Here is a 23388-nt window from a genome sequence, read left to right as displayed (position 1 = left end):
GTTTTTTTCAGTTCACTTTTCCTGTCTCTGCAGCACTGGAGACCCATTGTCTGCGCGCAGTCAACCCAGAAATAACTGACCATCTGTCAATGGTCAGTCGGAAAGGAATGCTGCTGCAGAAGCAGATAGCAGAGTTATATTGAAAAATCAACCGTAATAAAAGCATACAAAATCGAAAAGTTTGTGTCAATAAAAATTATTTAAGATTAAAACTTCTGATTTGAATGGGCAATTTGCCATATTGATAAGGGAGACTGCGGAATGCAATAAGAGGAATAGGAAAGGGAGCAAAGAATCAAAAATGAGCTTCATGAAATTAAGTTTCACGCAAATTTGATGACAATGAGAAATTAGATGAAATATTCCGGTCAGATTTCCTCAAATTATCTTGTTATTTCAAAAAATATTTGGTATTGTTAGATAACAAGTAAAATAAGCAGATTTTTCTGTCGTCTGTAGGGGGATCATTATGAAGATATTTGTATCAGTAGACATGGAAGGGATCACTGCACTGCCGGATGAAACGTTTGTCGATTCTCAGCGGCTGAACTATGAGCGCGCCCGCCGGATCATGACGCAGGAAGCGAATGCAATCGTGTCAGCAGCACTCGAAAAGGGTGCGGACGAAGTGCTCGTCAACGACAGCCACTCGAGCATGAACAATCTGCTGGCGGAAGAGCTCCATCCTGACGCGGAACTGATCACTGGCAGTGTGAAACCGCTTTCAATGGTGCAGTCGCTGGACAGTACATATACCGGCGCCGTGTTCGCCGGCTACCATGCACGCGCCGGCCAGCCCGGCGTCATGAGTCACACGATGATCTACGGTGTGCGCAATATTTACATTAACGACACGGCTGTCGGCGAACTTGGGTTCAACGCATATGTCGCGGGACATTACGGTGTGCCGGTCCTGATGGTCGCTGGAGACGACGGTGCCTGCCGGGAAGCCGAGCTGCTCATCCCGCACGTCGTGACCGCGGCTGTCAAACAGTCGATCTCCCGTTCCTGTGTGCGCACGCTGCATCCGCTGAAAGCCCAGGAGCTGCTGAAGCAGAAGATGGCGGAAGCGCTTGAGAAGCGGGATCTCATCCAGCCGCTCGTTGCTCCTGAGAATCCGGTGATGCGCATCGAGTTCACCAATTACGGGGAAGCCGAATGGGCTGCCATGATGCCGGGCTGCCGGATCGAGGAAGGGACAACCATCGTGCGGTACGAAGCAAAAGATATCATCGAAGCATACAGAGCGATGCTCGTCATGACGGAACTGGCGATGCAGACCAAATTTTGTTAAGGGGGAACGAGAGTGCCGCTATACATATTGAAGCGTTTCATCATGATGATTGTCACCATACTGATTATTGCCACGCTGACATTTGTACTCATGCGCGCAATTCCGGGTTCGCCGTTCGATGAAGAACGGACGTCTAATCCGACCATCCAGGCGAACTTGGAGAAATTCTACAAATTGGATCAGCCGATGCCCATCCAGTATTTGAACTACCTGAAATCCATTGTCACGTTCGATTATGGCCCGTCCATCAAAAAACCGAACGAGTCGGTCAATACGCTGCTGTCACGGGGCTTCCCGATTTCATTTGAGCTCGGGATCGCCACGATGATCGTCGCCGTGCTGTCAGGCATCGTCCTCGGCACATTTGCGGCATTGCGGCATAATGGCATCATCGATTACGGGGCGATGACGTTCGCAGTTATCGGGATCTCAATCCCGAACTTCGTCTTGGCGACGCTCCTCATCCAGCAAGTGGCGGTCAACTGGGGATGGCTGCCGCCGGCGACGTGGAGCAGTCCGAAGCATATGATCCTGCCAGTGATCGCGCTTGCGACCGGCCCGACTGCGATCATCGCGCGCCTCACGCGTGCCAGCATGCTTGAAGTGCTGACGCAGGACTACATTAAGATGGCGCGTGCGAAAGGGCTCACGCCGTTCCGGATTGTCGCCCGGCATGCACTGCGCAATGCACTCATGCCTGTCGTCACGATCATGGGGACGATGCTCGCGGGGATCCTGACCGGAACGTTCGTCATCGAGAAGATCTTTGCAATTCCCGGCATGGGAAAATACTTTGTGGAGAGCATCAACAACCGCGATTACCCGGTCATCATGGGATCGACCGTCTTCTACAGCGCATTCCTTGTCTTCATGCTGTTCGTCGTAGACATCCTGTATGGCTTCCTGGATCCGCGTATCAAGCTTCACAAAAAGGAAGGTGAAGTGTAATGGTCGCAAAAGATCCAAGACTGACCGTACCTGATGAGTGGTTCAAGAAGAAAACGGATGACGGAGATCAGGCCGAAGCCGTCGTCCGGCCGTCGCTGTCCTATTGGAAAGATGCGTGGCGCCGCCTGCGGAAGAACAAGCTGGCGATGAGCGGTCTCGTGTTCCTGATCCTGCTGACATTCATGGCGATCTTCGGACCGATCCTGTCTCCGTATGAAGTGACGGCGACCGATCTGCGGAGCCAGAACCTGGCGCCGAGTGCGGCCCATTGGTTCGGGACCGACGAAATGGGACGGGATGTCTTCACACGTACTTGGTATGGCGCAAGAATTTCGCTGTTCGTCGGCGTCATGGCGGCATTGATTGACTTTTTCATCGGCATCATCTACGGAGGCGTCAGCGGCTACAAAGGCGGACGCACCGACTCGATCATGATGCGGGTCATCGAAATCCTGTACGGACTGCCCCACTTGCTTGTCGTTATCCTGCTGATGGTCGTCATGGGGCCGAGCCTGACGACGATCATCGTCGCATTGACGATCACCGGCTGGGTCGGAATGGCCCGGATTGTCCGGGGCCAGGTCCTGCAGATCAAAAACTATGAATTTGTCACGGCGTCCAAATCGTTTGGCGCTCAGACACCGAGGATCATCCGCAAGAACCTGCTGCCGAACACGATGGGGCCGATCATCGTCCAGATGACCCTTACCGTACCAAGTGCCATTTTTGCCGAAGCGTTCCTGAGTTTCCTCGGGCTCGGCATCCAGGCACCGCACGCAAGCTGGGGCGTCATGGCGAATGACGCGCTGCCAGTCATCTTATCGGGCGACTGGTGGCGGCTGTTCTTCCCGGCATTCTTCATCTCCATCACGATGTTTGCGTTTAACGTGTTAGGCGACGGGATGCAGGACGCGCTCGATCCGAAATTGAGGGGGTAATGGATATGACAGGACATCAGCTGGCCGCGTCGACCAGCTTTGCGGAAGCCCCTGCAACGATCGGGGGGCAAGCCGGGCGGTCGACGGCCACAGACGAAAACAGCACAAGCAGCAGCCGGGCTGACAAGGAGATCATCCTGTCCGTACAGAACCTGGAAGTCTCCTTCAAGACATTCGGCGGAGAAGTCCAGGCGATCCGCGGCGTGACATTCGACTTATACAAGGGGGAGACGCTGGCGGTGGTCGGCGAGTCGGGATGCGGCAAGAGTGTCACCGCCAATACGATCATGGGACTCATCCCGCAGCCGCCCGGAAGGATCCGCAACGGCCAAGTGCTGTTCAAGGAGAAAGACCTGACCAAGCTGTCAAAACGAGCATTGCGGGACATTCAAGGCGTAGACATCTCGATGATCTTCCAAGATCCGATGACCGCCCTGAACCCGACGCTGAAAATCGGCGAACAGCTGATGGAAGGCGTCCGCACGCACCACAAAGTCTCCAAGGCGGAAGCCCGCAGGAAAGCGGTCGAAATGCTGGACCTCGTCGGGATCTCCAACCCGGAAGAACGGCTCGGCCAGTATCCGCACCAGTTCTCCGGAGGCATGCGGCAGCGGATCGTCATTGCGATCGCGCTGATCTGTGAGCCGGAGCTGCTCATCGCGGATGAACCGACGACGGCGCTCGATGTGACGATCCAGGCGCAGATACTGGAACTGTTCGCGGAGATCCAGCGCAAGACCGGCGTCGCCATCATCCTGATCACACACGATCTCGGAGTAGTAGCGAAGATCGCCGACCGGATCGCCGTCATGTATGCAGGCAAGATCATTGAAATCGGGAACAAGCGGGAGATCTTCTACGACCCGCAGCATCCATATACACAAGGGCTGCTGAACTCCGTGCCCCGGCTTGATCTGCAGGAAGAGGAACTCCAGCCGATCGACGGGACACCGCCTGATCTGTTCGCGCCGCCGGAGGGCTGCCCATTTGCCGCCCGCTGCCCATTTGCCATGGAAGTGTGTGAGCGCGTATATCCGGCCTCTACGCAGCTGACGGAACAGCATACCGTCGACTGCTGGCTGCAGGATGCCCGTGCGAAAGCTGTGTTCTCCTGAAAAGGGAACGGGAAAGACCTTACAAAAAAAGGGGGAAATCCAATTGAAGAAGTGGATCAAGTTCATCTTATTCACGGCGCTGATCGTCGTACTGGCGGCTTGTACAGCCAACGAAGACGCCGGCAAGAAAACGGAAGGCGATACGGGTTCGAAGACGACTGAAGGAAAAGACGGCGACAAACAAGCCTCATCCGGCGAAAAAGTGCTCTACTTGAACAACGGCGAAGAGCCGACGTCGTTCGACCCGTCCGTCGGGTTCAACGCAGTTTCCTGGAGCGCACTCAACAACTTGATGGAAGGTCTTACACGGCTGAACAAGGACCACCAGGCGGAAGAAGCGACAGCTGAGAAAATCGATGTCTCCGAAGACGGCCTGACGTATACGTTCACGATCCGTGACAATGCGAAATGGTCGAACGGTGACCCGGTCACTGCCAACGACTTCGTCTATGCATGGAAGCACATGCTCGACCCGGAAACAGCGTCACCTGCTGCGTTCCTCGCGTACTTCATCGAAGGGGCGGAAGCGTATAACAACGGTGAAGGAAAACCTGAAGACATCGGCATCGATGCGCCGGACGAGAAGACATTCGTCGTGAAACTCGGCGCACCGAACGAAGCATTCCTGAATATCATCACAAACCCGAGCTTCTTCCCGATCAACGAAAAAGCGGCTGAAGAGAATCCGAAGTGGTTCACAGAGGCGGATTCGTTCGTTGCTAACGGACCATTCAAGCTCGCTTCGTGGGATCATGATGTGAAGTTCGTATTCGAGAAGAACGAAAACTATTGGGATGCGGACAATGTGAAACTCGACAAAGTGAACTGGGAAATGGTGAGCGATTCGACGACAGCTTACCAGATGTACAAATCCGATGAGCTCGACAGCACAGACGTCCCTTCTGAAATTGCAGAAGACTTGAAAGATGATCCGGAAGTGAAGACGGAAGACCAGGCAGGCGTCTACTTCTTCCGTTTCAACACATCCATGGAACCATTTACGAATACGAAGATCCGCCGCGCATTCGGTGAAGCGGTCAACCAGGAAGACATCGTGGAATTCGTCACGAAAAACGGTGAAAAACCGGCACACGGTTTCGTGTCGTACGGATTCATCGGCCCGGATGGCAACGAATTCCGTGAAGACGCAGGCGATCTGATCAACTTCGATCCGGAAAACGCGAAAAAGCTTCTTGAAGAAGGCATGAAAGAAGAAGGCTACACGGAATTGCCGAAAGTGACACTGACGTACTCGACAAACGAAGCCCACCAGAAGATTGCAGTCGCTCTCCAGTCGATGTTCAAGGAAAACCTCGGTGTCGATGTAGACTTGCAGAACGTGGAAGGCAGCGTGTTCCTGGCCGACCAGAAAGAGCTCAAATACCAGCTGTCCCGTTCGTCGTTCTTGTATGATTACGCAGACCCGGTGAATGCTCTTGAAAGTTTCATCACCGACTCGTCCATGAACCGGACGACATGGTCGAACAAAGACTATGACAAACTCATCGAAGATATTAAGAACGAAACCGATGCGAATACCCGCTGGACGCTCCTGCAGCAGGCAGACATGATGCTGATGGACGAAATGCCAGTATTCCCGCTCTACTTCTACAACCAGGCGACACTTGAAAAGCCTGGCGTTACAGGGATTCTCCGTCACCCGGTCGGCTATCTCGACTTGAAGTATGCTGACAAAGAATAATGGGGGGAACTGTGTGCGCCGATCCGTCGACGCACACGGTTTTTCATTTACGATGAAGTCCGTACCGAAAGAAAGGAAGTACATACTATGAAAATCCGTTCCATCGACTGCAGCTGTATTGCCGTTCCGCTGACGAAGCCGTTCAAGACCGCCTTGCGCACAGTCCATACCGCCCATTCCGTCTACGTGAAGATCACGACAGAAGCCGGCGAAACGGGCTGGGGGGAAGCACCGCCGACCCACGTGATCACCGGGGATTCGATGGCGAGCATCGTCTATGCCGTCAATGAGGTGATCACCCCTAAATTGATCGGTGCCGACATCCGGAACCGGGCCGATGTGTTCAGCCGCATCCAGACAGCGATCATCCGCAACACGAGTGCAAAAGCGGCTGTCGACATGGCTGTGCATGATCTGCTTGGAAAACTTGCAGGCCTGCCGCTCTACCAGCTGCTTGGCGGCAGCAGGCAGGAGCTGGATTCGAATTTCACTGTCAGCGTCAATGAGCCTCGGGAAATGGCGGAAGACGCCGCACGTTATCAAGAGGAAGGTTTCTCGACGCTGAAAGTAAAGGTGGGCACCGGCTCGCCGGCGCTCGATATCGAACGGGTCGAAGCGATCCGCCGCGCAGTAGGGCCGTCAGTCAAGATCCGGCTGGACGCCAACCAAGGGTGGAAGCCGAAGGAAGCGGTCCGAGCAATCGCCGCGATGGAAGACGCAGGCCTTGCGATCGAGCTCGTGGAACAGCCTGTCCATGCGGAGGACCTGGACGGCCTCGCCTATGTCACACAGCACACACTGACGCCGATCATGGCGGACGAAAGCGTCTTCTCTCCGAGGGATGCGCTCCGCGTCCTGCAGATAGGCGCTGCCGATCTCATCAACATCAAACTCATGAAATGCGGCGGCATCCACGAAGCGCTCAAGATCAACGCGCTCGCGGAAAGCTATGGCGTCGAGTGCATGACCGGCAGTATGATCGAAACGAAACTCGGCATAACCGCAGCCGCCCATTTCGCCGCAAGCCAGAAGAACGTGACACGTGTCGATTTCGACGCACCGCTCATGTTAAGCGGCGACCCGATCCTTGGCGGCGTCCTCTACTCGGGACAGACCGTACGGCTGTCCGAACAGCCGGGACTCGGCGTACAGATCGAACCTTCCTGGCAAACACAACTCAGACATGCAACCAACGAGGAGGAACTCCGATGACACAATCCAAGCCTGTCCTGTTATCCGTCAGAAATCTGAAGCGGCATTTTGACGTCGGCAAAGGGAAGACACTGAAAGCGGTCGACGGCCTGAGTTTCGACGTCTACCAAGGGGAGACGTTCGGTCTGGTGGGGGAGTCGGGTTGCGGCAAATCCACAGCCGGCCGGACAATCCTCGGACTGTACAATAATACAGACGGCGAAGTGCTGTTCGAAGGACAGGACATCCATCAGATGACCGATAAGGAGCGCAAGACATTCCTGAAAAAAATGCAGATGGTGTTCCAGGATCCATACGCTTCCCTCAATCCCCGGTCGACCGTATACGAAATCATCGCCGAACCGATGGAGATCCATGGGATGTATAAAAATAAGAAGGACTTGCGCAACCGGGTGAATGAGCTGCTCGAAGACGTCGGTCTGAACCGGGACCATGCCAACCGATATCCGCACGAATTCTCAGGCGGACAGCGCCAGCGGATCGGAATCGCCCGGGCCTTGGCACTTGACCCTGACTTCATCATCGCGGACGAGCCGATTTCCGCACTCGATGTATCCGTCCAGGCCCAAGTCGTGAAGCTGTTCCAGCGCCTCCAGCGTGAAAAAGGTCTGACGTACCTGTTCATCGCCCATGATCTGTCGATGGTCAAGTACATTTCCGACCGGATCGGCGTCATGTATCTCGGCCACCTGGTCGAACTGACGACGAGCGATCAGCTGTACAAAAAGCCTCTTCATCCTTATACAGAGGCGCTGTTATCGGCCATCCCGATCCCCGATCCGGACATTGAGGAAGCGAGGGAGCGGATCCTGCTGGAAGGGGAGCTGCCGAGCCCGATCGACCCGCCGTCAGGCTGCGTCTTCAGGACCCGCTGTCCATACGCGATGGGTGTCTGCGCTGAACGTACACCGAGGTGGCTGGAGAAAGACGAAGGCCATTTCGTCGCGTGTCATCTTCATGACGAAGAGATTATGCAGGAGGCAGGCGTGAGAGCAGAACCTGCCGCTGTCCGATGAAAGAGAGGGTGCAGATGAAGAAATTACTGCTGACAGGGTTTGAGCCGTTCCTCGACTATCCGGTCAACCCGACGATGCAAGTCGTCGAACAGCTGGACGGCAAAACGATCGGGGAGTATACGATATGCGGTAAGATCCTGCCTGTCGATTTCAGCAGATCCGCAGAAGTCTTACTTGCACATATCGAGCAGGAGACACCCGATGCCGTCCTCTCCCTCGGCTTTGCGGGCGGACGATCCAAGATGACGCCGGAACGGGTGGCGCTGAACGTCAAGGACGGAGCGCCTGATAACGCAGGCAACCGTCCGGTCGACGAACCGATCGAATTGGAGGGCCAGCCTGCCTATTTCTCCACGCTGCCGATCCGGCAGATGGTCGAACGGCTGAAACAAGAGAACTTGCCGGCGGACATCTCGAACACCGCCGGCCTGTATCTTTGCAACAATGTCATGTATGCCGGCCTCCATTGGGCGGCCGGCCACAAACCCGATATGCCGTCGGGGTTCCTTCATATGCCGGCTTCCTTCGATCTAGCTGTCCGGCATGGGAAAATCCCCGGATGGCCGCTTGATGAGCTGGTGAAAGGTGTGACAGTCTGTATAGCAGTCTTGTCAGAGGCACAACACGTTTAATGTTATTGTGTTGTGTATATTCGTGTCGCGAAATGTCGGGAAAACAATACAGCGTCTTGAAGGGAATCAAAACCTGACGAGGCATTCTTTTGAAAAGCTGAGAGAAAAACAATGGAAGTCCGTTTTGCCTGATTTGTATGGAAGTTAGCTTGAAGTCAGAAGGAATGGGCTTCCGGAATATACATAAAAATTTTTGGGGACCTCAAGAAGCGGACAATCCCCTTTGTTACAGGATTTGTCACGGTTTTGTCATGTTTGAAATAGTCTATGTATTTGATATTCTGGAAAAATAGTATTGCCATTGGTTTTATTGTGTAGTATAGTTGAAAAAAGATTATGAAATCTGAAAATTGAGTATGAAGCTGCACTGATTTTACGTATCACGGAAGGCAAGGAGGAACCGCGTTGGCTGAGTCAGTTTTGGAAATTGAGAACCTGCGAACATCATTCAACATCAAAGGGAACTATTACGCAGCTGTGGATGGAGTGTCACTGACTGTCCATAAAAATGAAGTCGTAGCGATTGTCGGTGAATCAGGATGTGGAAAAAGTGCACTGGCACTCTCCATCATGGGTCTTCATAATGCGAAGACGACAAAACTGGAAGGTCAAGCGAACTTGAAAGGGCAGAATCTGATCGGTCTGCCAGTCGACAAACTGAACAAAATACGCGGTAAGGACCTGGGCATGATCTTCCAAGATCCGATGACAGCTCTGAATCCGCTTGCAACGATCGGCCGCCAGATCGAAGAGCCGATGGACTACCACATGAAGCTGTCGAAGGCTGCGAAGAGAATACGCGTCATGGAGCTGCTCGAACAAGTCGGCATCAAAGACGTCAACCGGATCTACAAACAATACCCCCATGAACTGTCGGGCGGTATGCGCCAGCGTGTCGTCATAGCAATCGCGCTTGCGTGCAACCCGGTCATGCTGATCGCCGATGAGCCTACTACCGCTCTCGACGTGACGATCCAGGCACAGATCATGGACCTTATGAAAGAACTGCAGCGCATCACGGACTCGGGCATCATCCTCATCACCCACGACCTCGGTGTCGTCGCGGAGATGGCGGACCGTGTCGCCGTCATGTATGCAGGCGAATTCGTCGAAATCGCAGACGTCCAGTCGCTGTTCGACAATCCGCTCCATCCATACACCCGGTCACTGCTGAACTCGATCCCGTCCAACATGTCAGACAAGGAAAAGCTGCATGTCATCGAAGGGATCGTCCCGTCCATCCAGAACCTGGACAGGGAAGGATGCCGGTTCGCCCCGCGGATTCCATGGATTTCTGCAGAGGCGCATGAAAAGAATCCGAAACTCCATGAAGTGGAACCTGGTCATTATGTACGCTGTACGTGCTACAAAGACTTCCACTTCCCGGAAGAACGAGTGGAGGATGAACATTATGTCACTACTTAACGTAAAAGACTTGAAAGTCCATTTCCCGATCCGCGGAGGATTCTTCCGGTCGGTCGTCGACCAAGTCCGGGCAGTCGACGGCGTCAGTTTCGAACTCGAACCCGGGGAAACATACGGACTCGTCGGCGAATCGGGCTGCGGCAAGACGACGACAGGACGTGCGATCATCGGTCTCAACAAAGTGACCGGTGGTGAAGTGCTCTTCAATGGAGAGAACCTCGCCACGATGAACGCCCATGAGCGCAAGAAGCATATGCGCGACATCCAGATGATCTTCCAGGATCCGTACTCCTCGCTGAACGGCCGGAAGAACGTTCTCAACATCATCGCCGAACCGCTCCGCAACTTCGAACGGCTGTCACCGAAAGAAGAGCTGAGCCGCGTGCAGAACATGATCGAGCGTGTCGGTCTGAACCCGGAATCGATCTATAAGTACCCGCACCAGTTCTCCGGCGGACAGCGTCAGCGGATCGGCATCGCCCGGGCGCTCATGCTCAACCCGAAACTGATCATTGCGGATGAGCCGGTCTCCGCCCTCGACGTATCCGTCCAGGCGCAAGTGCTCAACTTCATGCAGGAGATCCAAAAAGACTTCGGTCTCACCTACTTATTCATCTCCCACGATTTGGGGGTCATCAAACACATCTGCGACCGGATCGGTATCATGTACAAAGGCCGTTTCGTCGAAGAAGGAACAGCGGAAGATGTCTACATGGATCCGCAGCATCTATACACAAAGCGTCTCATCTCAGCGATCCCTGAAATGGATCCAGCAAAAAAATTCGAAAAAATGGAAATGCGCAAAGAGATCAATGCAGCATACCGTACCGAATACGATAGCTATTTTGACAAGGATGGCCGGATGTTTGACTTGAAGCCAATCTCCCCGACACATTCCGTTGCGATCCAGCAAGGGGGCATGTAACCGATGGTCAAATTCATCATTCGCCGGGTACTCATCATGATTCCGCAGTTGTTCCTGCTAAGCTTGATCATCTTCGTCCTCGCGAAACAGATGCCGGGGGACGCCGTCACTGGTGCCTTCATGGGCAACCCGAACGTCTCAGACGAACAAATGGAGAAAATACGGGAGGAATATGGACTGAACGATCCCTGGTATGTGCAGTATGGTCATTGGATCGGCAAGGCAGTGAAAGGTGATCTTGGAAGCTCGTATACGCACAAGCAGCCGGTAACATCTCTTCTTGCCGGCCGTGTTACCACGACTGTCACTTTAGGACTGTTCATCCTAATTGTCTCGTACATTATCGCCATCCCGCTCGGAATTATAGCGGGCAGGTGGACGGATACGTGGGCTGATAAGCTGATTGTCCTGTATAACTACTTTTCGTTTGCGACACCGCTGTTCGTCTTCGCACTACTCATGCTGTATTTCTTCGGATTTGTGCTGGGATGGTTCCCGACCGGGAATAGTGTGGACGTCCGGTTGGATGCCGGATCATGGGAGTACTATGTCAGCAAATTTAAGCACCTGGTACTGCCGGGTATGTCAGGAGCAATCCTAGCAACATTCGGTACGATCCAGTATTTGCGGAATGATATTATCGATACGAAATTGAAGGACTTTGTTAAGACAGCACGGGCCAAAGGTGTGCCGGAAGGCAAAGTGTACACACGCCACATTTTACGCAACTCGCTGCTGCCGATCGCTGCATTCCTCGGCTATGAGATCACCGGGCTGATTGCCGGATCGATCTTCTTGGAAATGATCTTCAGTTACCCGGGCCTCGGCCAGCTTTTCATTCAATCGATTACAGGACGTGACTTCACCGTCACAACAGCCATCGTCATGATTTCTGGCGCAGCTGTAATTGTGGGTACAATGCTCTCAGATATAATTCTAAGCATTATAGACCCGCGCATCCGGATTGAATAGGAAAAGCGAATGAGGAGGAATCATAGATGGTAACAATTGATGATAAAAAACTGATTGCCGATGAGAAAGTGAACAATCCATCGTTTGCAAAGACGATCTGGCGAGAGATAAAACATGACAAAATGGCGCTCATTTCCTTGGTTTTACTGCTTGCTCTTCTGATAACCGCTTACAGCTCACCGTTGTTTATCGACCAAGAACAACTGCAGCGGGTCAACTTTCTCGAAACTTGGGAAGCTCCATCATCGGAACACTTACTCGGAACCGATGATGGCGGAAGGGACGTATTTGGACAGCTTCTGATCGGTACACGCAACTCATTTACCATTGGACTTAGCGTCACGCTGATCGCTGGCCTGTTTGGACTTACCGTAGGACTGATTTCTGGTTTCTTCGGTGGATGGGTCGATAATGTGATCATGCGAATTATAGATTTCCTTATGGTGTTGCCGAACTTGATGTTCATCATCGTATTCGTTGTCATCGTGCCGAACTACTCGATTTTTTCGTTTGTGCTTATTATGAGTGCATTTGCCTGGTTTGGAAAAGCCCGGCTTATCCGGTCAAAAGGACTGGCGGAACGAGAACTCGATTATATCAATGCATCGAAGACACTCGGCACCCCGAACTGGAAAATCATGTTTTTTGAAATGTTCCCGAATTTAAGTTCACTCGTCATCGTTAACATGACACTAAGCTTGGCGGGGAACATTGGCTTGGAAACCGGGTTAACCTTCTTGGGCTTCGGTCTTCCAGCAAGTACACCGTCCCTCGGGACACTGATTGCATTTGCAACGAATCCTGATATCGTGCAAAACAAATCATGGGTATGGTTACCTGCAGCATTGCTGATCTTAGTAATGATGCTGTGTATAAATTACATCGGGCAAGCGGTCAAACGCGCGTCGGATGCAAGACAAAGATTGGCCTAAAAAAAGGGGAGGTAAGACAATTGACAAAGAAAAGATTCATGCTTCTGGCAAGTCTCATGCTCGTCCTCAGCATTTTCCTTGCAGCATGTAACGGAAAAGATGGCGCGGGTGGAAAAGACAATGGTAAAGACGGCGGCAAGGACGGTGGCTCTGAAACAGGTAAGGGCGGCGACGAAAATGCTGCGGAACTTGATTTCCCATTGGAAACATCGAATGACAAAGAACCGATGGAAGACGGGGAAATGACAATTGCTATGGTGGCAAGTGAACCATTTGAAGGAACTTTGAACCGCAACTTCTACTCTGGGCAGTATGACGCTGAAATTCTCCAGTACTTTGATGAAGGATTACTGGACACAGACGGCGACTATTTGATCACAAACAACGGAGCTGCAACATACGAGCTTTCGGAAGACAACAAAGTGCTAAAATTGACAATTAAAGATAATGTTAACTGGCACGACGGTGAGCCGGTTAAGACTACTGACCTTCTTTACTCGTATGAATTGCTTGGACACCCGGACTATGCAGGCAACCGCTACGACTTCAATATTGAGAACGTTGAAGGAATGCCCGCTTACCACGAAGGTAAAACAAAAGAAATTTCGGGAATTAAAATCATCGACGACAAGAACATGGAATTCCATTTCACTGAAGCATCACCATCAATTCTTTCCGGATTCTGGTCATATGCGACTCCGCGTCACTACGTAGGTGATGTAATGACTGGTGAAACAACAATCAAAGACCTTGAGTCTTCAGACAAGATCCGTGTTAATCCAATTGGTTTCGGACCTTACAAAATCGAAAAGATCGTACCAGGCGAGTCCGTCCTTTACGCTCGTAACGACGACTACTGGAGAGGCAAGCCGGCTCTGAAGTCAATGGTACAAAAAGTAGTGAGCCCAGCGACAATCGTCGAGGCTGTTAAAAATGGTGAGATTGACCTGGCAACAATTCCAACTGACCAGTATGACACTGTAAAAAACGTAGACAATGTTGAGTTGTTGGCGAACGTTGACTATGCATACACGTACATTGGATTCAAACAAGGTAAGTGGGATGCGAAGAAAAAAGAGAACGTAACTGATCCAAATGCAAAAATGGCTAGCAAAGAATTGCGTCAGGCAATGTGGTATGCAATGGATAACGCAACAATCGGAGAGAAATTGTATCACGGTCTTCGTTTCCCGGGAACCTCTCTGATCATCCCTGTATTCGATACTTTCCATGATAAAAGCATCGAAGGACGTCCGTACGACCCTGAAAAAGCGAAGCAGCTTCTTGACGATGCGGGCTTCAAAGACACGGATGGTGATGGATTCCGTGAAGATCAGAAAGGTGAAAAGTTGGTCATCAACTTCGCTTCTATGTCTGGCGGAGAAACAGCTGAGCCAATCGCGAAAGCCTACATGCAGAACTGGGCAGATATCGGCTTGAAAGTAGAACTTGTTGACGGCCGTCTGCACGACTTCAACGCATTCTATGACATGGTTGAAAACGACGATCCGAAGATCGATATCTACCAAGGTGCTTGGGGTACTGGGTCTGACCCAGATCCATCCGGTCTTTACGGCCGTACCGCTTCATTCAACTACACTCGCTGGACTAGTGAAAAGAATGATGAGCTGTTGAAACAAGGTACTTCTGAGAAAGCATTCGACTTGGACTACCGTAAAAAAATCTATAATGAATGGCAGGAACTGATGTTTGACGAAGTTCCGGTTGCACCGACACTATACCGCTATGAGCTTACAAGTGCGAACAAGCGTGTAGTAAACTATACAAAAGACCCGGGTTCTGATTTGCGTTTGTATGAAATGGGTGTAAGCGAGTAACCAATAATAAGTCTGTATTGAGATGAGTTTAAAAAAGAAAGATAACTTTAAAGGGTAGTAAGCTATTTAATAATTGAATTAGACTACAGAAAGATCCGGAAGTTTGGATTGATCTGTAGTCTTTTTCAAAAATTCCTGTAATATCTGGTGATGGAAAATTTATATTTTAAATAATTTTAAATAATCATAAACTTACTTTAGATAGGAAGTGTACGGGAAAAAACCTAAGAAAGTGTATAAATACACTTGGTATGTACGAGTATTATCTCAGGATTAAACACTTCAACATAGGAAAGATGAATTAATTTACGTATTGTTATATTAATTATTGATTGTTGCTAGACGAGCAAGATCCTGTTGACTTTTCATAAGCTACGAATCATATCAAAGCTTCTCTCCAAAACAATTTTCCTTTTTACTGGAGTATTAAAACATATTAAACTAAACATTATATTGACAATAAATGGAATAAATTATACAATTAAATTTGGAAAGGTGGTGAGCTAATTATATGCGTAACTTTAAAAGCCTTTTAAAATTATCTCTTCCTTTGGCATTGGCTTTGGCAATCATAGGTATGAATATACCTAGCGCAATTGCATACACACCTCCCTATCAGGATCATTACGGTGATGGCAGTGGTAATGGAAAAGGTATTGGGGGAGGCGCCGGAGGTGGTGGCGAGAAGCCTAAACCCGGAAGAAGATAAATTTTACAATGCGGTATTTGGGATAACTCAATTTTAAAGAACTGCTATGGCATTTCTCTTGGTACGTTATCGTATCAAGAGAGATGCTTTCTTTTTTGTTGTTTGCATCCGAAGAAGGGTATACTTCCACAAAGGAGCTGACTATTCGTATGACTGTCAAAAACTCAGAACGCTTCATTGCGGCGTACAACCGGCTGGAAAAAACGCTTGTCCGTAAAGTGGGCGAGAGCAGTTACTTGCCGTTCTACCGGTTGCTCGACAAAGCGAAAGTAAAGAACTCCATTGTCCGCAACAACGAAGAGGACTTGCGGGAATTCGGCGATTTGCGGAACGCCATCGTCCATCACCGGACGGGGGTCGATTATGTCATTGCTGAGCCGCATGACGATATCGTGGAGCGGATTGAAGAGCTGGAGCAGAAACTGAGCAATCCGCTGAACGTGGGCGCCCTGTTCGGCTGCAAGGTACATAGTCTGCAGGCATCCGACAAGCTGACGGCCGCCCTGAGCCTCATGCACGAGAACAAGTTCAGCCAGGTGCCATTCTACGAAGACGGCAAGTTCCTCGGGCTGATCACTGCAGCGGGCATCACTTACTGGCTCGCCGGCCATTCGACGTCAGGCGATATTCCCCGGGAAATACCGACATTATCTGACGTCTACAATTACGAAAAAAGGAAAGAATCGTTTGAATTTGTCAGACGCGATCTATCCGTGTATGAAGCGGAAGACTACTTCAAACGTGCCATCTCGAAAGGGACCCGCTTGGAAGCCCTGCTCATTACGGAGACCGCCAATCCCGAGGAACCGCTGATCGGTATCATTACCCCGTTCGATCTGCTGAAGATCCAGTGACCTCCGGCCTGCGATGCAAGATGGAATTGACCTAAGCAAGCTGTACCGCTGCTTCCGAGAAAGCTGTCCAAAGCAAAAAGCTGCACACCCCTCTATGAGCAAGGGGTGTGCAGCTTTTTTTCGTTATCCGGTATGCACGCGGTCATACGTGTAACGGAACGTTTCTTTCTTTTGGCGGATCAGCAGGAAGAACAGCGTCAGCGGACCGATCCGACCGAGAAACATGACGAGACTGATGATCCACTCGCCGGCCGGGCTCAAGTCCCCCGTAATACCGACGGATAAGCCGACCGTCCCGAAGGCGGAGACGGTTTCCATCATAAGCGGCATGAAGCCGAATGGCTCGGTCACCGTCAGCAGGAAAACGGCGAGGAAGACGACCATCGAGCTGATGGCCGCGATCGCGAGCGACCGGACGATGATCTCGGTCTTGATGGTCCGGTTGAACAGGTGCGGTTCGCTGGTGCCGCGGAAATAGGCGATGGTCGACAGCACGATGACGAGGAATGTCGTCAGTTTAATACCGGACGCTGTCGAGGCGCTCCCCCCGCCGATAAACATCAGGACAAGCGTCAGAAGCATCGAGCTGTCCGTCATCTCGCCGATCGGCACCATGTTGAACCCTGCCGTCCGAGGGGTGACCGCCTGGAAGTAGGACGTCAGCAGCTGATCACCAACTGGCATGCCGCCGATCGTCTTGGCGTTCTGGAATTCCAGCAGGAACCAGATGACCATGGTGGCTGCATTCATCAGAAGCGTGCCGTAAACCATCATTTTCGTATGGAGCGACCAACTTCTCGGCCGGCGGACTGTTAGCAGGTCGAGCACAACCGTGAACCCGAGCCCGCCGATAATGAACAGTGACGAAATGATGAGTGTCACTGGCCAGTCCCCTGCAAATCCGATCAGGTTGTCCGGGAACAGCGAGAACCCTGCATTGTTGAACGCCGATACGACGTGGAACAGACTGTAGTACAGACCGTGTGTCCAGCCGAACTTCGGCACCCATACAATGGAAAGCAGGACGAACGCAATGCCCTCCGTTATGAATACGAAGGCAAAGATGCTGCGCAGGAACTTGACGGTGCCGCCGATCGACTGCTGGCTGAAGGACTCCTGCAGGAACAGCCGATTTTTCATGCCGACTTTCCGTCCGAGCAGGATCAGCACAGCAACGGCGAACGCCATGAGGCCGACACCCCCGATTTGGATGAGCGCCAGCAGGACGAGCTCGCCGAACAGGGTCAGTGTCGAGGCGATATCGAACACGGAGAGTCCCGTAACGGTTGTGGCGGAGGCCGCGGTGAACATGGCATCCGTCCAGGTGATCGGAACCGTGGTCGCAGCGGGCAGTTTCAGCAGCACAGTACCGACGGCAATGGTGAAAAGGAAACTGCCGGCAATCAGAAGCGGCGGGGTGCTCCGTCTTTTCTTATGAAGAAACGGAAGATTCATGGGTGTTCAGGCTCCTTTGCAGATGAAATATGGTATTGTTTGATTATTGATCGAAAAGGTATAAAAACAATAGGCCAATATGTTTATTGTCAGACCTGTTTTTGCAGCTTGGAACAAGTGCATAAAAGTTGACGTGATGGGAGCTCAGTGGAGATGAATATAGAAGAGAATCAGGTTGTGAACTCCCTTCGTCTGGAAGGGGTTCAGTATGGAGTCAATGGAAAACAGATTATCACCGATGCGACGGGCAGTATACCGGACGGTCAGATCACTGCACTGATCGGACCGTCCGGCGCGGGGAAGACGACGCTGTTGAAGCTGTGCAATGGGCTTATCAGTCCGACAGCAGGGGAGATCTACATAGAAGGGAAGCTGATCGGGGATCTTTCGCCGATCACCCTCCGGCGCCGCGTCGGCATCGTGCTGCAAAGTTCGCCAATGGTGAAAGGGACCGTGTATGATAACTTGGAACTGCCGCTGCGATTGCAGGGGAAGACACTGTCTGATCAGCAGGCGGCCGAACTGGTGGAACGGGTCGGGCTGCCGGCGGCTGTGCTTACGCAGGATGCACGGGAGCTTTCAGGCGGTCAGCGCCAGAAAGTGTCGATCGCCCGGACACTCGTCAACAATTCGAAGATCTTGCTGCTGGATGAAATCACGGCGTCCTTGGATCCGGAATCGCTGCAGGAAATCGAGGAACTCATCGTCGGCCTGAACCGCGCCGAGTCGGTGACAGTCGTCTGGATCACACACAATTTGGCGCAGGCGGCCCGTGTCGGGGAGAATTTCTGGGTGATGGCGGACGGAGTCATACGCGCGGCCGGCACGAAGGAACAGATCCATGCGTCGGAGGACGAGGAAGTTCAGCGGTTCGTGAAAGGGGTGCTGTCGTGAGCTGGCTGACACTGAGTCTGACGCTGATATTCGTGCTCATCCCGCTGTTGTTATCGAAGACGCTAAATCTTGGGCTGGAGAAGGACACGCTCATTGCGACCGTACGCTCGGCCGTCCAGCTGATCGCGGTTGGATTCGTGCTGAAGTTCGTCTTCGAGTCGGAGCAGGCGGTGTTCATCGTCCTGATGGTGCTGTTAATGATCGGGGCGGCTGTCCAGAATGCGCGGCGCAAAGGGAAAGCCGTGAAAGGCATCACGTGGAAGCTGTTCGTGACATTTGCGGCGATCGAACTGATCACGCAGGGCGTGCTGCTCAGCCTGCATATCGTGCCGGCCACCGCGCAATACATCATTTCGATCAGCGGCATGCTGATCGGCAACTCGATGGTATTGGCCATCCTGTTCCTGAACCGGTTCACGTCCGAAGTCGAAAGCCATCGGGATGAGACGGAACTGATCCTCTCGCTCGGCGGAACCCCAAAACAGTCGATCAACCGGCAGCTGCTGAAGGCGATCCAGGCGAGCATGATCCCGACGATCGAAAGCCAGAAGACGATCGGCCTCGTCCAGCTGCCCGGTATGATGAGCGGCCAGATCATCGCCGGCGCAGATCCGATCCAGGCGGTGCAGTTCCAGCTGCTCATCGTCTTCCTGCTGCTGGCGACGGCCGCGATGACGAGTGTCATCCTCGGCTACTTGTCGTACCGGAGTTTCTTCAATGAACGGATGCAGCTGTTGAAGGTGGAGACGGATTGAAAAGAAGCGCGGTCATGTAGTTGAATTTTTTTAGGTTGAATTTTTTTACTCATTTTAGAAAAAATAGATTGTATTATCCGAATCACCCTGCTATTATTCTTTTATAAAATCAGTAGGGGGAACAGGATTGAAGAAGTTTATTGCGTCGTTAGTTGTTGTTTTCATGTTAGGAAACCAGGTGTTGCCGTTTGTCTCGTCGGAAGCGAGTGCGAACGAACCTGTTCAACAGAAAGAGAATGTGAAAGCTGTTCAAAAAGAAGTGGAGTTACAGGACGAACGTACTGCTACATCCCAAGTGTTCAAACAAAAGGATGGCGCATACCGACTGGAAATTTCGCCTGAACCGATCCATGTGAAAAATAAGGAAACGAAAAAATGGGAGAAGATCGACAATACGATTGTTAAGGGAAAAAACGGTAGATATCATAACAAAAAGAGTCAATTCGACGCTTCTTTTTCTTCTTCTACAGCTCAGCCAAACGAGCCACTTGTCGCTATTGAGAAGGAAGGTAAAAAAATCTCTATTCGGGGGCTGCGAAAAAATGCACAACCCGCGAAGCAAGTGGCTGCACATGTCACAGATAACACAGTAGAGTACAACGAAATCTACCCGAAGACGGATATCAACTATACGATCGGGAATAGTTCGCTTAAAGAAGACATCATCCTTCATGAAAAGCCGACGAGCAATGACCCGTTAGAATACGTGTTTGAATTTGACGTTACAGGACTGACCTTTGAAAAGACTGAAGATGGTGAACTTTTTTTCGTCGATTCCTCGACAAGAGAAAAGCTGTTTACAATTGAAAAGCCTGTCATGATGGATTCTTATCTACCAGAAGGGTTCGCATCCCGTTTAGACAACCCAATGCCGGAAGGTTCCGTGAGTGATCAAATCCACATGGAAGTTACGCAAACAGGGACAACCGTTCAGATTACGTTGAAGCCCGATATGGAATGGATCACTGCGGCAGAGCGGACCTACCCTGTCATCATTGATCCGACGGTGAAAGTGTTCCAGCCAAAGAATGATCTCCATGACACAACGATTCGTAGTGCGTTGCCAGATCAAACGGGCGGGGCGGACTTGGAACTCGGAGCAGGCCTGCACAGTACTTCTGGTAATACGGTCCGGTCCTTACTGAAGTTCGATGTAGGGCAACTGCCGGCAGGTTCCAAAATTATGAACGCACAGCTGAATATGCGATTATCCTCTGTCTGGAACGATACGGCGAGTTCCATCGGTCTGTATGAAGTGAATAGTCCATGGGAAGAAAACCGTGCGACGTGGCAGCGCAGGACACTGGCGGCTTTATGGACAGCTAAAGGAGGAGACATCAGTCCGGCGCTGCTTTCATCACAAACCATCGGTGCACTGGATACTACTGCTAGTGAGCCCCAGCTATTTAAATGGGCAATTTCACCGGAGATCGTACAGAATTGGATGGCTAACCCATCCAGCAATCTCGGCGTCATGCTAAAAGCGACAAATGAAAAGACAGCCACATATAAAAAGTTCTACTCAGGGGACTACTCCGGGAAGCTGCAGTACTCACCGAAGCTGACGATCACCTACTATCCGGTTAGCCGTCTCGGGCTGGAAAGTTACTGGTCTTATACCGAACACGATCTTTCGGAAGGTCTAGGCTATGTCAACTTAGGGACAGGCAACTTGGTTCTCGATTTTACGGATTTTGCAATATCCGGACGAGGCAACTCGGGATTTGAGTTTGCTCGGACGTATAACTCGAAAGCGGTCGAGGATTCTCCGGTCGGTTATGGGTGGTCCTTTACGGGAAGTGAAACGGTTTCTGAGTTTCCTAATCGGGACGTTGTTTATCAAGACAGCGATGGAACCACTCATCATTTCACGTACAATGCGGTTACAGGTGCGTACCTGGCTCCTCCAGGAACATACTTGACATTGACAAAAGCGAACGCAGACGCATTTGTCCTAACGGATTTTAATGGCAATCGCGTCGTCTACAGAGATCTGATCAAAGATCCTGAAGTCCAATCGCGTATTTACAGAATCGACTATGCAGAAGATCGGAATAAAAACAAAGTGACCTATACACGCTCGGCAGACGGGCGCTTGACCGGAATCACGGATGCAACTGGTCGGACATTGACACTCAATTATGCGGGTGGGCGAATCGAATCTGGCGTCTTCGGGGGCGTGAAAAAATTCGCTTTCACTTACAGTCCGGATGGACGATTGAAGTCCTCCACACTTTTCGAGGATGGAATTACAGGCTTAACCACCACCTACAATTATAATACGAACCAAGAATTAACAGGCATTGTGGATTCGAAGAGCCAGCTAACACAATATGAGTACGATGCCGGTTTTTTGAGAAGGGTTATTCAGCCGGCAATTGCACCAAAGGCATCCAGCACAACCTACACCTATGATACCCGCAATTTCAGTGCAAGTGAATTTAACGCCAATGGAGCCGAAACTAAATACGCGTTGACAAACCAATATAGCATCCATTCGATTACGGATCCTTCTGGTGCAACCTCCTCCTTCGTGTATGACAATAATTATAATGTCACCAACGAATTTGCACCAAACAGAAGCGAAACTATAAATGAATATGACAGCAAAGGGAATCTGATTAAAACTACAGATGCGCTGAAAGCGAGCACAACCTACACGTACAACAATTTCAGTCAGCCACTGACTGTGACAGATACGGACGGAACTACGACGTTTCAGTATAACCAATATGGAGATGTCATTGCTGAAACGAATCCGCTTGGCGAAACAACCACGTATACCTATTACGAACCGTATGGCAATTTAAAAAGTATGACACCGCCTGGGGGCGTCCCGGAGACATATGAATACGATGCCATGCAGAATTACCAGACGAAGTTTGCTGACGCGCTCGGTCGAAAGACTTCCATTGTCAATGATAAATATGGAAATACCACGGAAGTGACAGATCCGAAAGGAAACAAAGTTTCCTACGAATATAACGAGCTCGAACAGCTGAAGTCGATGACCGACGAAAACGGCAACCAAACGTTCTATACGTATGACAAAAACGGAAACCTCAAGACCATCCTGAACCCTCGTAAATTCCAGACAGTATTTGACTACAACGCGCAAAACCAGCTGGTCTCAAGAGAGGAGCCGCTACACGGGAAAAGCATCTACACGTATGATGCACTTGGCAATATAGAAACGGAAACCATGCCAAGTGGCAGTGTCTTGAAAAATGAGTATAACGCCAATGATCAATTGACCAAGATCCGCATCAATAACTACTTGAAGTGGATGTATACGTATGATGTCAATGGCAACGTGTCGACCATCACAAATGGAGAAACCAATGCAGTTGCTAGCTTTACGTACGATACCACAGACAAGCTCAAATCCATTACGTCAGGTGCCCAAAAGATTGAATATGGCTATTCACCGACAGAAACACTGACGGATATCAAAGGTACGTCCAAAACGGTGTCCTTCACACAGCGTTTCGCCTTTGACGCTGGCGATCAGCTGAAATCGATGTACCGAAATGGCGGCATCATGGGGGCATACGATTACCTGCCAACCGGTGAGCCGCAGCAACGCCGTTATGTCAATGGCGTGCATACAACGTACACTTACGACGCCAACCAGCAAATGGACAGTCTGAAAGTGACCAAAGGGACTTCCGTATTGCTTGAAGAGAAGATCGGCTATGATGTGCTCGGTCTCCTTCAGACCGTTACGTCAACGACCGGCAACAAGACATTCAGCTACGACAAGGGGAACCAG

The 23388-nt window shown here is 51.1% G+C and carries 18 protein-coding genes and 1 pseudogene; 18 read left to right on the top strand and 1 reads right to left on the bottom strand.

The window, feature by feature from the left end; genetic code table 11:
* Nucleotides 1-469: 469 nt before the first annotated feature.
* From NFU03_RS05335 to NFU03_RS05265, 15 genes are all read left to right on the top strand, one after another.
* Nucleotides 470-1294 carry a M55 family metallopeptidase gene (locus NFU03_RS05335; protein ID WP_251636741.1) on the top strand — a complete coding sequence of 275 codons (825 nt, stop codon included), beginning with the start codon at nt 470-472 and terminating at the stop codon, nt 1292-1294.
* Nucleotides 1295-1306: 12 nt separating this feature from the next.
* A complete protein-coding gene (locus tag NFU03_RS05330; protein WP_251636739.1) occupies nt 1307-2242 on the top strand; it encodes an ABC transporter permease in 936 nt (311 codons plus the stop codon).
* Complete coding sequence (locus NFU03_RS05325) at nt 2242-3180, top strand: ABC transporter permease (RefSeq protein ID WP_251636737.1); 939 nt, start codon at nt 2242-2244, stop codon at nt 3178-3180. The genes NFU03_RS05330 and NFU03_RS05325 overlap by 1 nt, the downstream gene beginning before the upstream one ends.
* Before the next feature lie 5 nt (nt 3181-3185).
* Nucleotides 3186-4295: an ABC transporter ATP-binding protein gene (locus NFU03_RS05320; protein WP_251636735.1), complete on the top strand. Its 1110-nt coding sequence runs from the start codon at nt 3186-3188 to the stop codon at nt 4293-4295.
* 43 nt (nt 4296-4338) lie between these two features.
* Entirely contained in the window at nt 4339-5997 is a 1659-nt protein-coding gene (locus tag NFU03_RS05315; protein WP_251636733.1) for a peptide ABC transporter substrate-binding protein, read from the top strand.
* Between the two features lie 87 nt (nt 5998-6084).
* Nucleotides 6085-7209 carry a mandelate racemase/muconate lactonizing enzyme family protein gene (locus tag NFU03_RS05310; protein WP_251636730.1) on the top strand — a complete coding sequence of 375 codons (1125 nt, stop codon included), beginning with the start codon at nt 6085-6087 and terminating at the stop codon, nt 7207-7209.
* Nucleotides 7206-8225: an ABC transporter ATP-binding protein gene (locus NFU03_RS05305; RefSeq protein ID WP_251636728.1), complete on the top strand. Its 1020-nt coding sequence runs from the start codon at nt 7206-7208 to the stop codon at nt 8223-8225. The genes NFU03_RS05310 and NFU03_RS05305 overlap by 4 nt, the downstream gene beginning before the upstream one ends.
* Before the next feature lie 14 nt (nt 8226-8239).
* A complete protein-coding gene (gene pcp / locus NFU03_RS05300) occupies nt 8240-8857 on the top strand; it encodes a pyroglutamyl-peptidase I (protein ID WP_251636726.1) in 618 nt (205 codons plus the stop codon).
* 405 nt (nt 8858-9262) lie between these two features.
* Nucleotides 9263-10282, top strand: a complete 1020-nt coding sequence (locus NFU03_RS05295) for an ABC transporter ATP-binding protein (RefSeq protein ID WP_251636725.1) — start codon at nt 9263-9265, stop codon at nt 10280-10282.
* The gene (locus tag NFU03_RS05290) at nt 10269-11207 is read left to right on the top strand and encodes an ABC transporter ATP-binding protein (RefSeq protein WP_251636723.1); all 939 of its coding nucleotides are present in this window, start codon (nt 10269-10271) and stop codon (nt 11205-11207) included. The genes NFU03_RS05295 and NFU03_RS05290 overlap by 14 nt, the downstream gene beginning before the upstream one ends.
* A gap of 3 nt (nt 11208-11210) precedes the next feature.
* Nucleotides 11211-12179, top strand: a complete 969-nt coding sequence (gene opp4B / locus NFU03_RS05285) for an oligopeptide ABC transporter permease (RefSeq protein WP_251636721.1) — start codon at nt 11211-11213, stop codon at nt 12177-12179.
* Nucleotides 12180-12205: 26 nt separating this feature from the next.
* On the top strand, nt 12206-13111 hold the full coding sequence (locus NFU03_RS05280) for an ABC transporter permease (protein WP_251636719.1): 906 nt from the start codon (nt 12206-12208) through the stop codon (nt 13109-13111).
* 20 nt (nt 13112-13131) lie between these two features.
* Entirely contained in the window at nt 13132-14949 is a 1818-nt protein-coding gene (gene opp4A / locus NFU03_RS05275; protein ID WP_309296251.1) for an oligopeptide ABC transporter substrate-binding protein, read from the top strand.
* 511 nt (nt 14950-15460) lie between these two features.
* A complete protein-coding gene (locus tag NFU03_RS05270; protein ID WP_251636717.1) occupies nt 15461-15658 on the top strand; it encodes a hypothetical protein in 198 nt (65 codons plus the stop codon).
* Nucleotides 15659-15807: 149 nt separating this feature from the next.
* Nucleotides 15808-16512, top strand: coding sequence for a CBS domain-containing protein (locus NFU03_RS05265; RefSeq protein WP_251636715.1), 705 nt, complete (start codon nt 15808-15810; stop codon nt 16510-16512).
* Nucleotides 16513-16635: 123 nt separating this feature from the next.
* On the opposite strand, the gene NFU03_RS05260 is transcribed toward NFU03_RS05265, so the two are convergent.
* Nucleotides 16636-17967, bottom strand: a complete 1332-nt coding sequence (locus tag NFU03_RS05260) for a TrkH family potassium uptake protein (protein ID WP_251636713.1) — start codon at nt 17965-17967, stop codon at nt 16636-16638.
* A 261-nt stretch (nt 17968-18228) separates the two neighbouring features.
* Here NFU03_RS05260 and NFU03_RS05255 point away from each other — a divergent pair.
* The 3 genes and pseudogenes from NFU03_RS05255 to NFU03_RS05245 form a co-directional block, all read left to right on the top strand.
* Nucleotides 18229-18861 (top strand): annotated as a pseudogene (locus NFU03_RS05255) (ABC transporter ATP-binding protein); the annotation flags it as partial.
* Entirely contained in the window at nt 18858-19616 is a 759-nt protein-coding gene (locus NFU03_RS05250) for an ABC transporter permease (protein ID WP_251636709.1), read from the top strand. The pseudogene NFU03_RS05255 and the gene NFU03_RS05250, both read left to right, overlap by 4 nt.
* Nucleotides 19617-19743: 127 nt before the next feature.
* Nucleotides 19744-23388: DNRLRE domain-containing protein (locus NFU03_RS05245; RefSeq protein ID WP_251636707.1), on the top strand; the 3645-nt coding region annotated here is incomplete at its 3' end.

This window comes from Sporosarcina sp. NCCP-2716 (genome assembly GCF_023707985.1).
GTDB lineage: Bacteria > Bacillota > Bacilli > Bacillales_A > Planococcaceae > Sporosarcina.
This window is presented reverse-complemented; position numbering and strand designations above follow the sequence as displayed.

Coding starts and splice junctions, on each gene's coding strand:
- NFU03_RS05335 (WP_251636741.1), top strand. CDS start 470: ATGAAGATATTTGTATCAGTAGACATGGAAGGGATCACTGCACTGCCG.
- NFU03_RS05325 (WP_251636737.1), top strand. CDS start 2,242: ATGGTCGCAAAAGATCCAAGACTGACCGTACCTGATGAGTGGTTCAAG.
- NFU03_RS05320 (WP_251636735.1), top strand. CDS start 3,186: ATGACAGGACATCAGCTGGCCGCGTCGACCAGCTTTGCGGAAGCCCCT.
- NFU03_RS05310 (WP_251636730.1), top strand. CDS start 6,085: ATGAAAATCCGTTCCATCGACTGCAGCTGTATTGCCGTTCCGCTGACG.
- NFU03_RS05305 (WP_251636728.1), top strand. CDS start 7,206: ATGACACAATCCAAGCCTGTCCTGTTATCCGTCAGAAATCTGAAGCGG.
- pcp (WP_251636726.1), top strand. CDS start 8,240: ATGAAGAAATTACTGCTGACAGGGTTTGAGCCGTTCCTCGACTATCCG.
- NFU03_RS05290 (WP_251636723.1), top strand. CDS start 10,269: ATGTCACTACTTAACGTAAAAGACTTGAAAGTCCATTTCCCGATCCGC.
- opp4B (WP_251636721.1), top strand. CDS start 11,211: ATGGTCAAATTCATCATTCGCCGGGTACTCATCATGATTCCGCAGTTG.
- NFU03_RS05280 (WP_251636719.1), top strand. CDS start 12,206: ATGGTAACAATTGATGATAAAAAACTGATTGCCGATGAGAAAGTGAAC.
- NFU03_RS05270 (WP_251636717.1), top strand. CDS start 15,461: ATGCGTAACTTTAAAAGCCTTTTAAAATTATCTCTTCCTTTGGCATTG.
- NFU03_RS05265 (WP_251636715.1), top strand. CDS start 15,808: ATGACTGTCAAAAACTCAGAACGCTTCATTGCGGCGTACAACCGGCTG.
- NFU03_RS05260 (WP_251636713.1), bottom strand. CDS start 17,967: ATGAATCTTCCGTTTCTTCATAAGAAAAGACGGAGCACCCCGCCGCTT.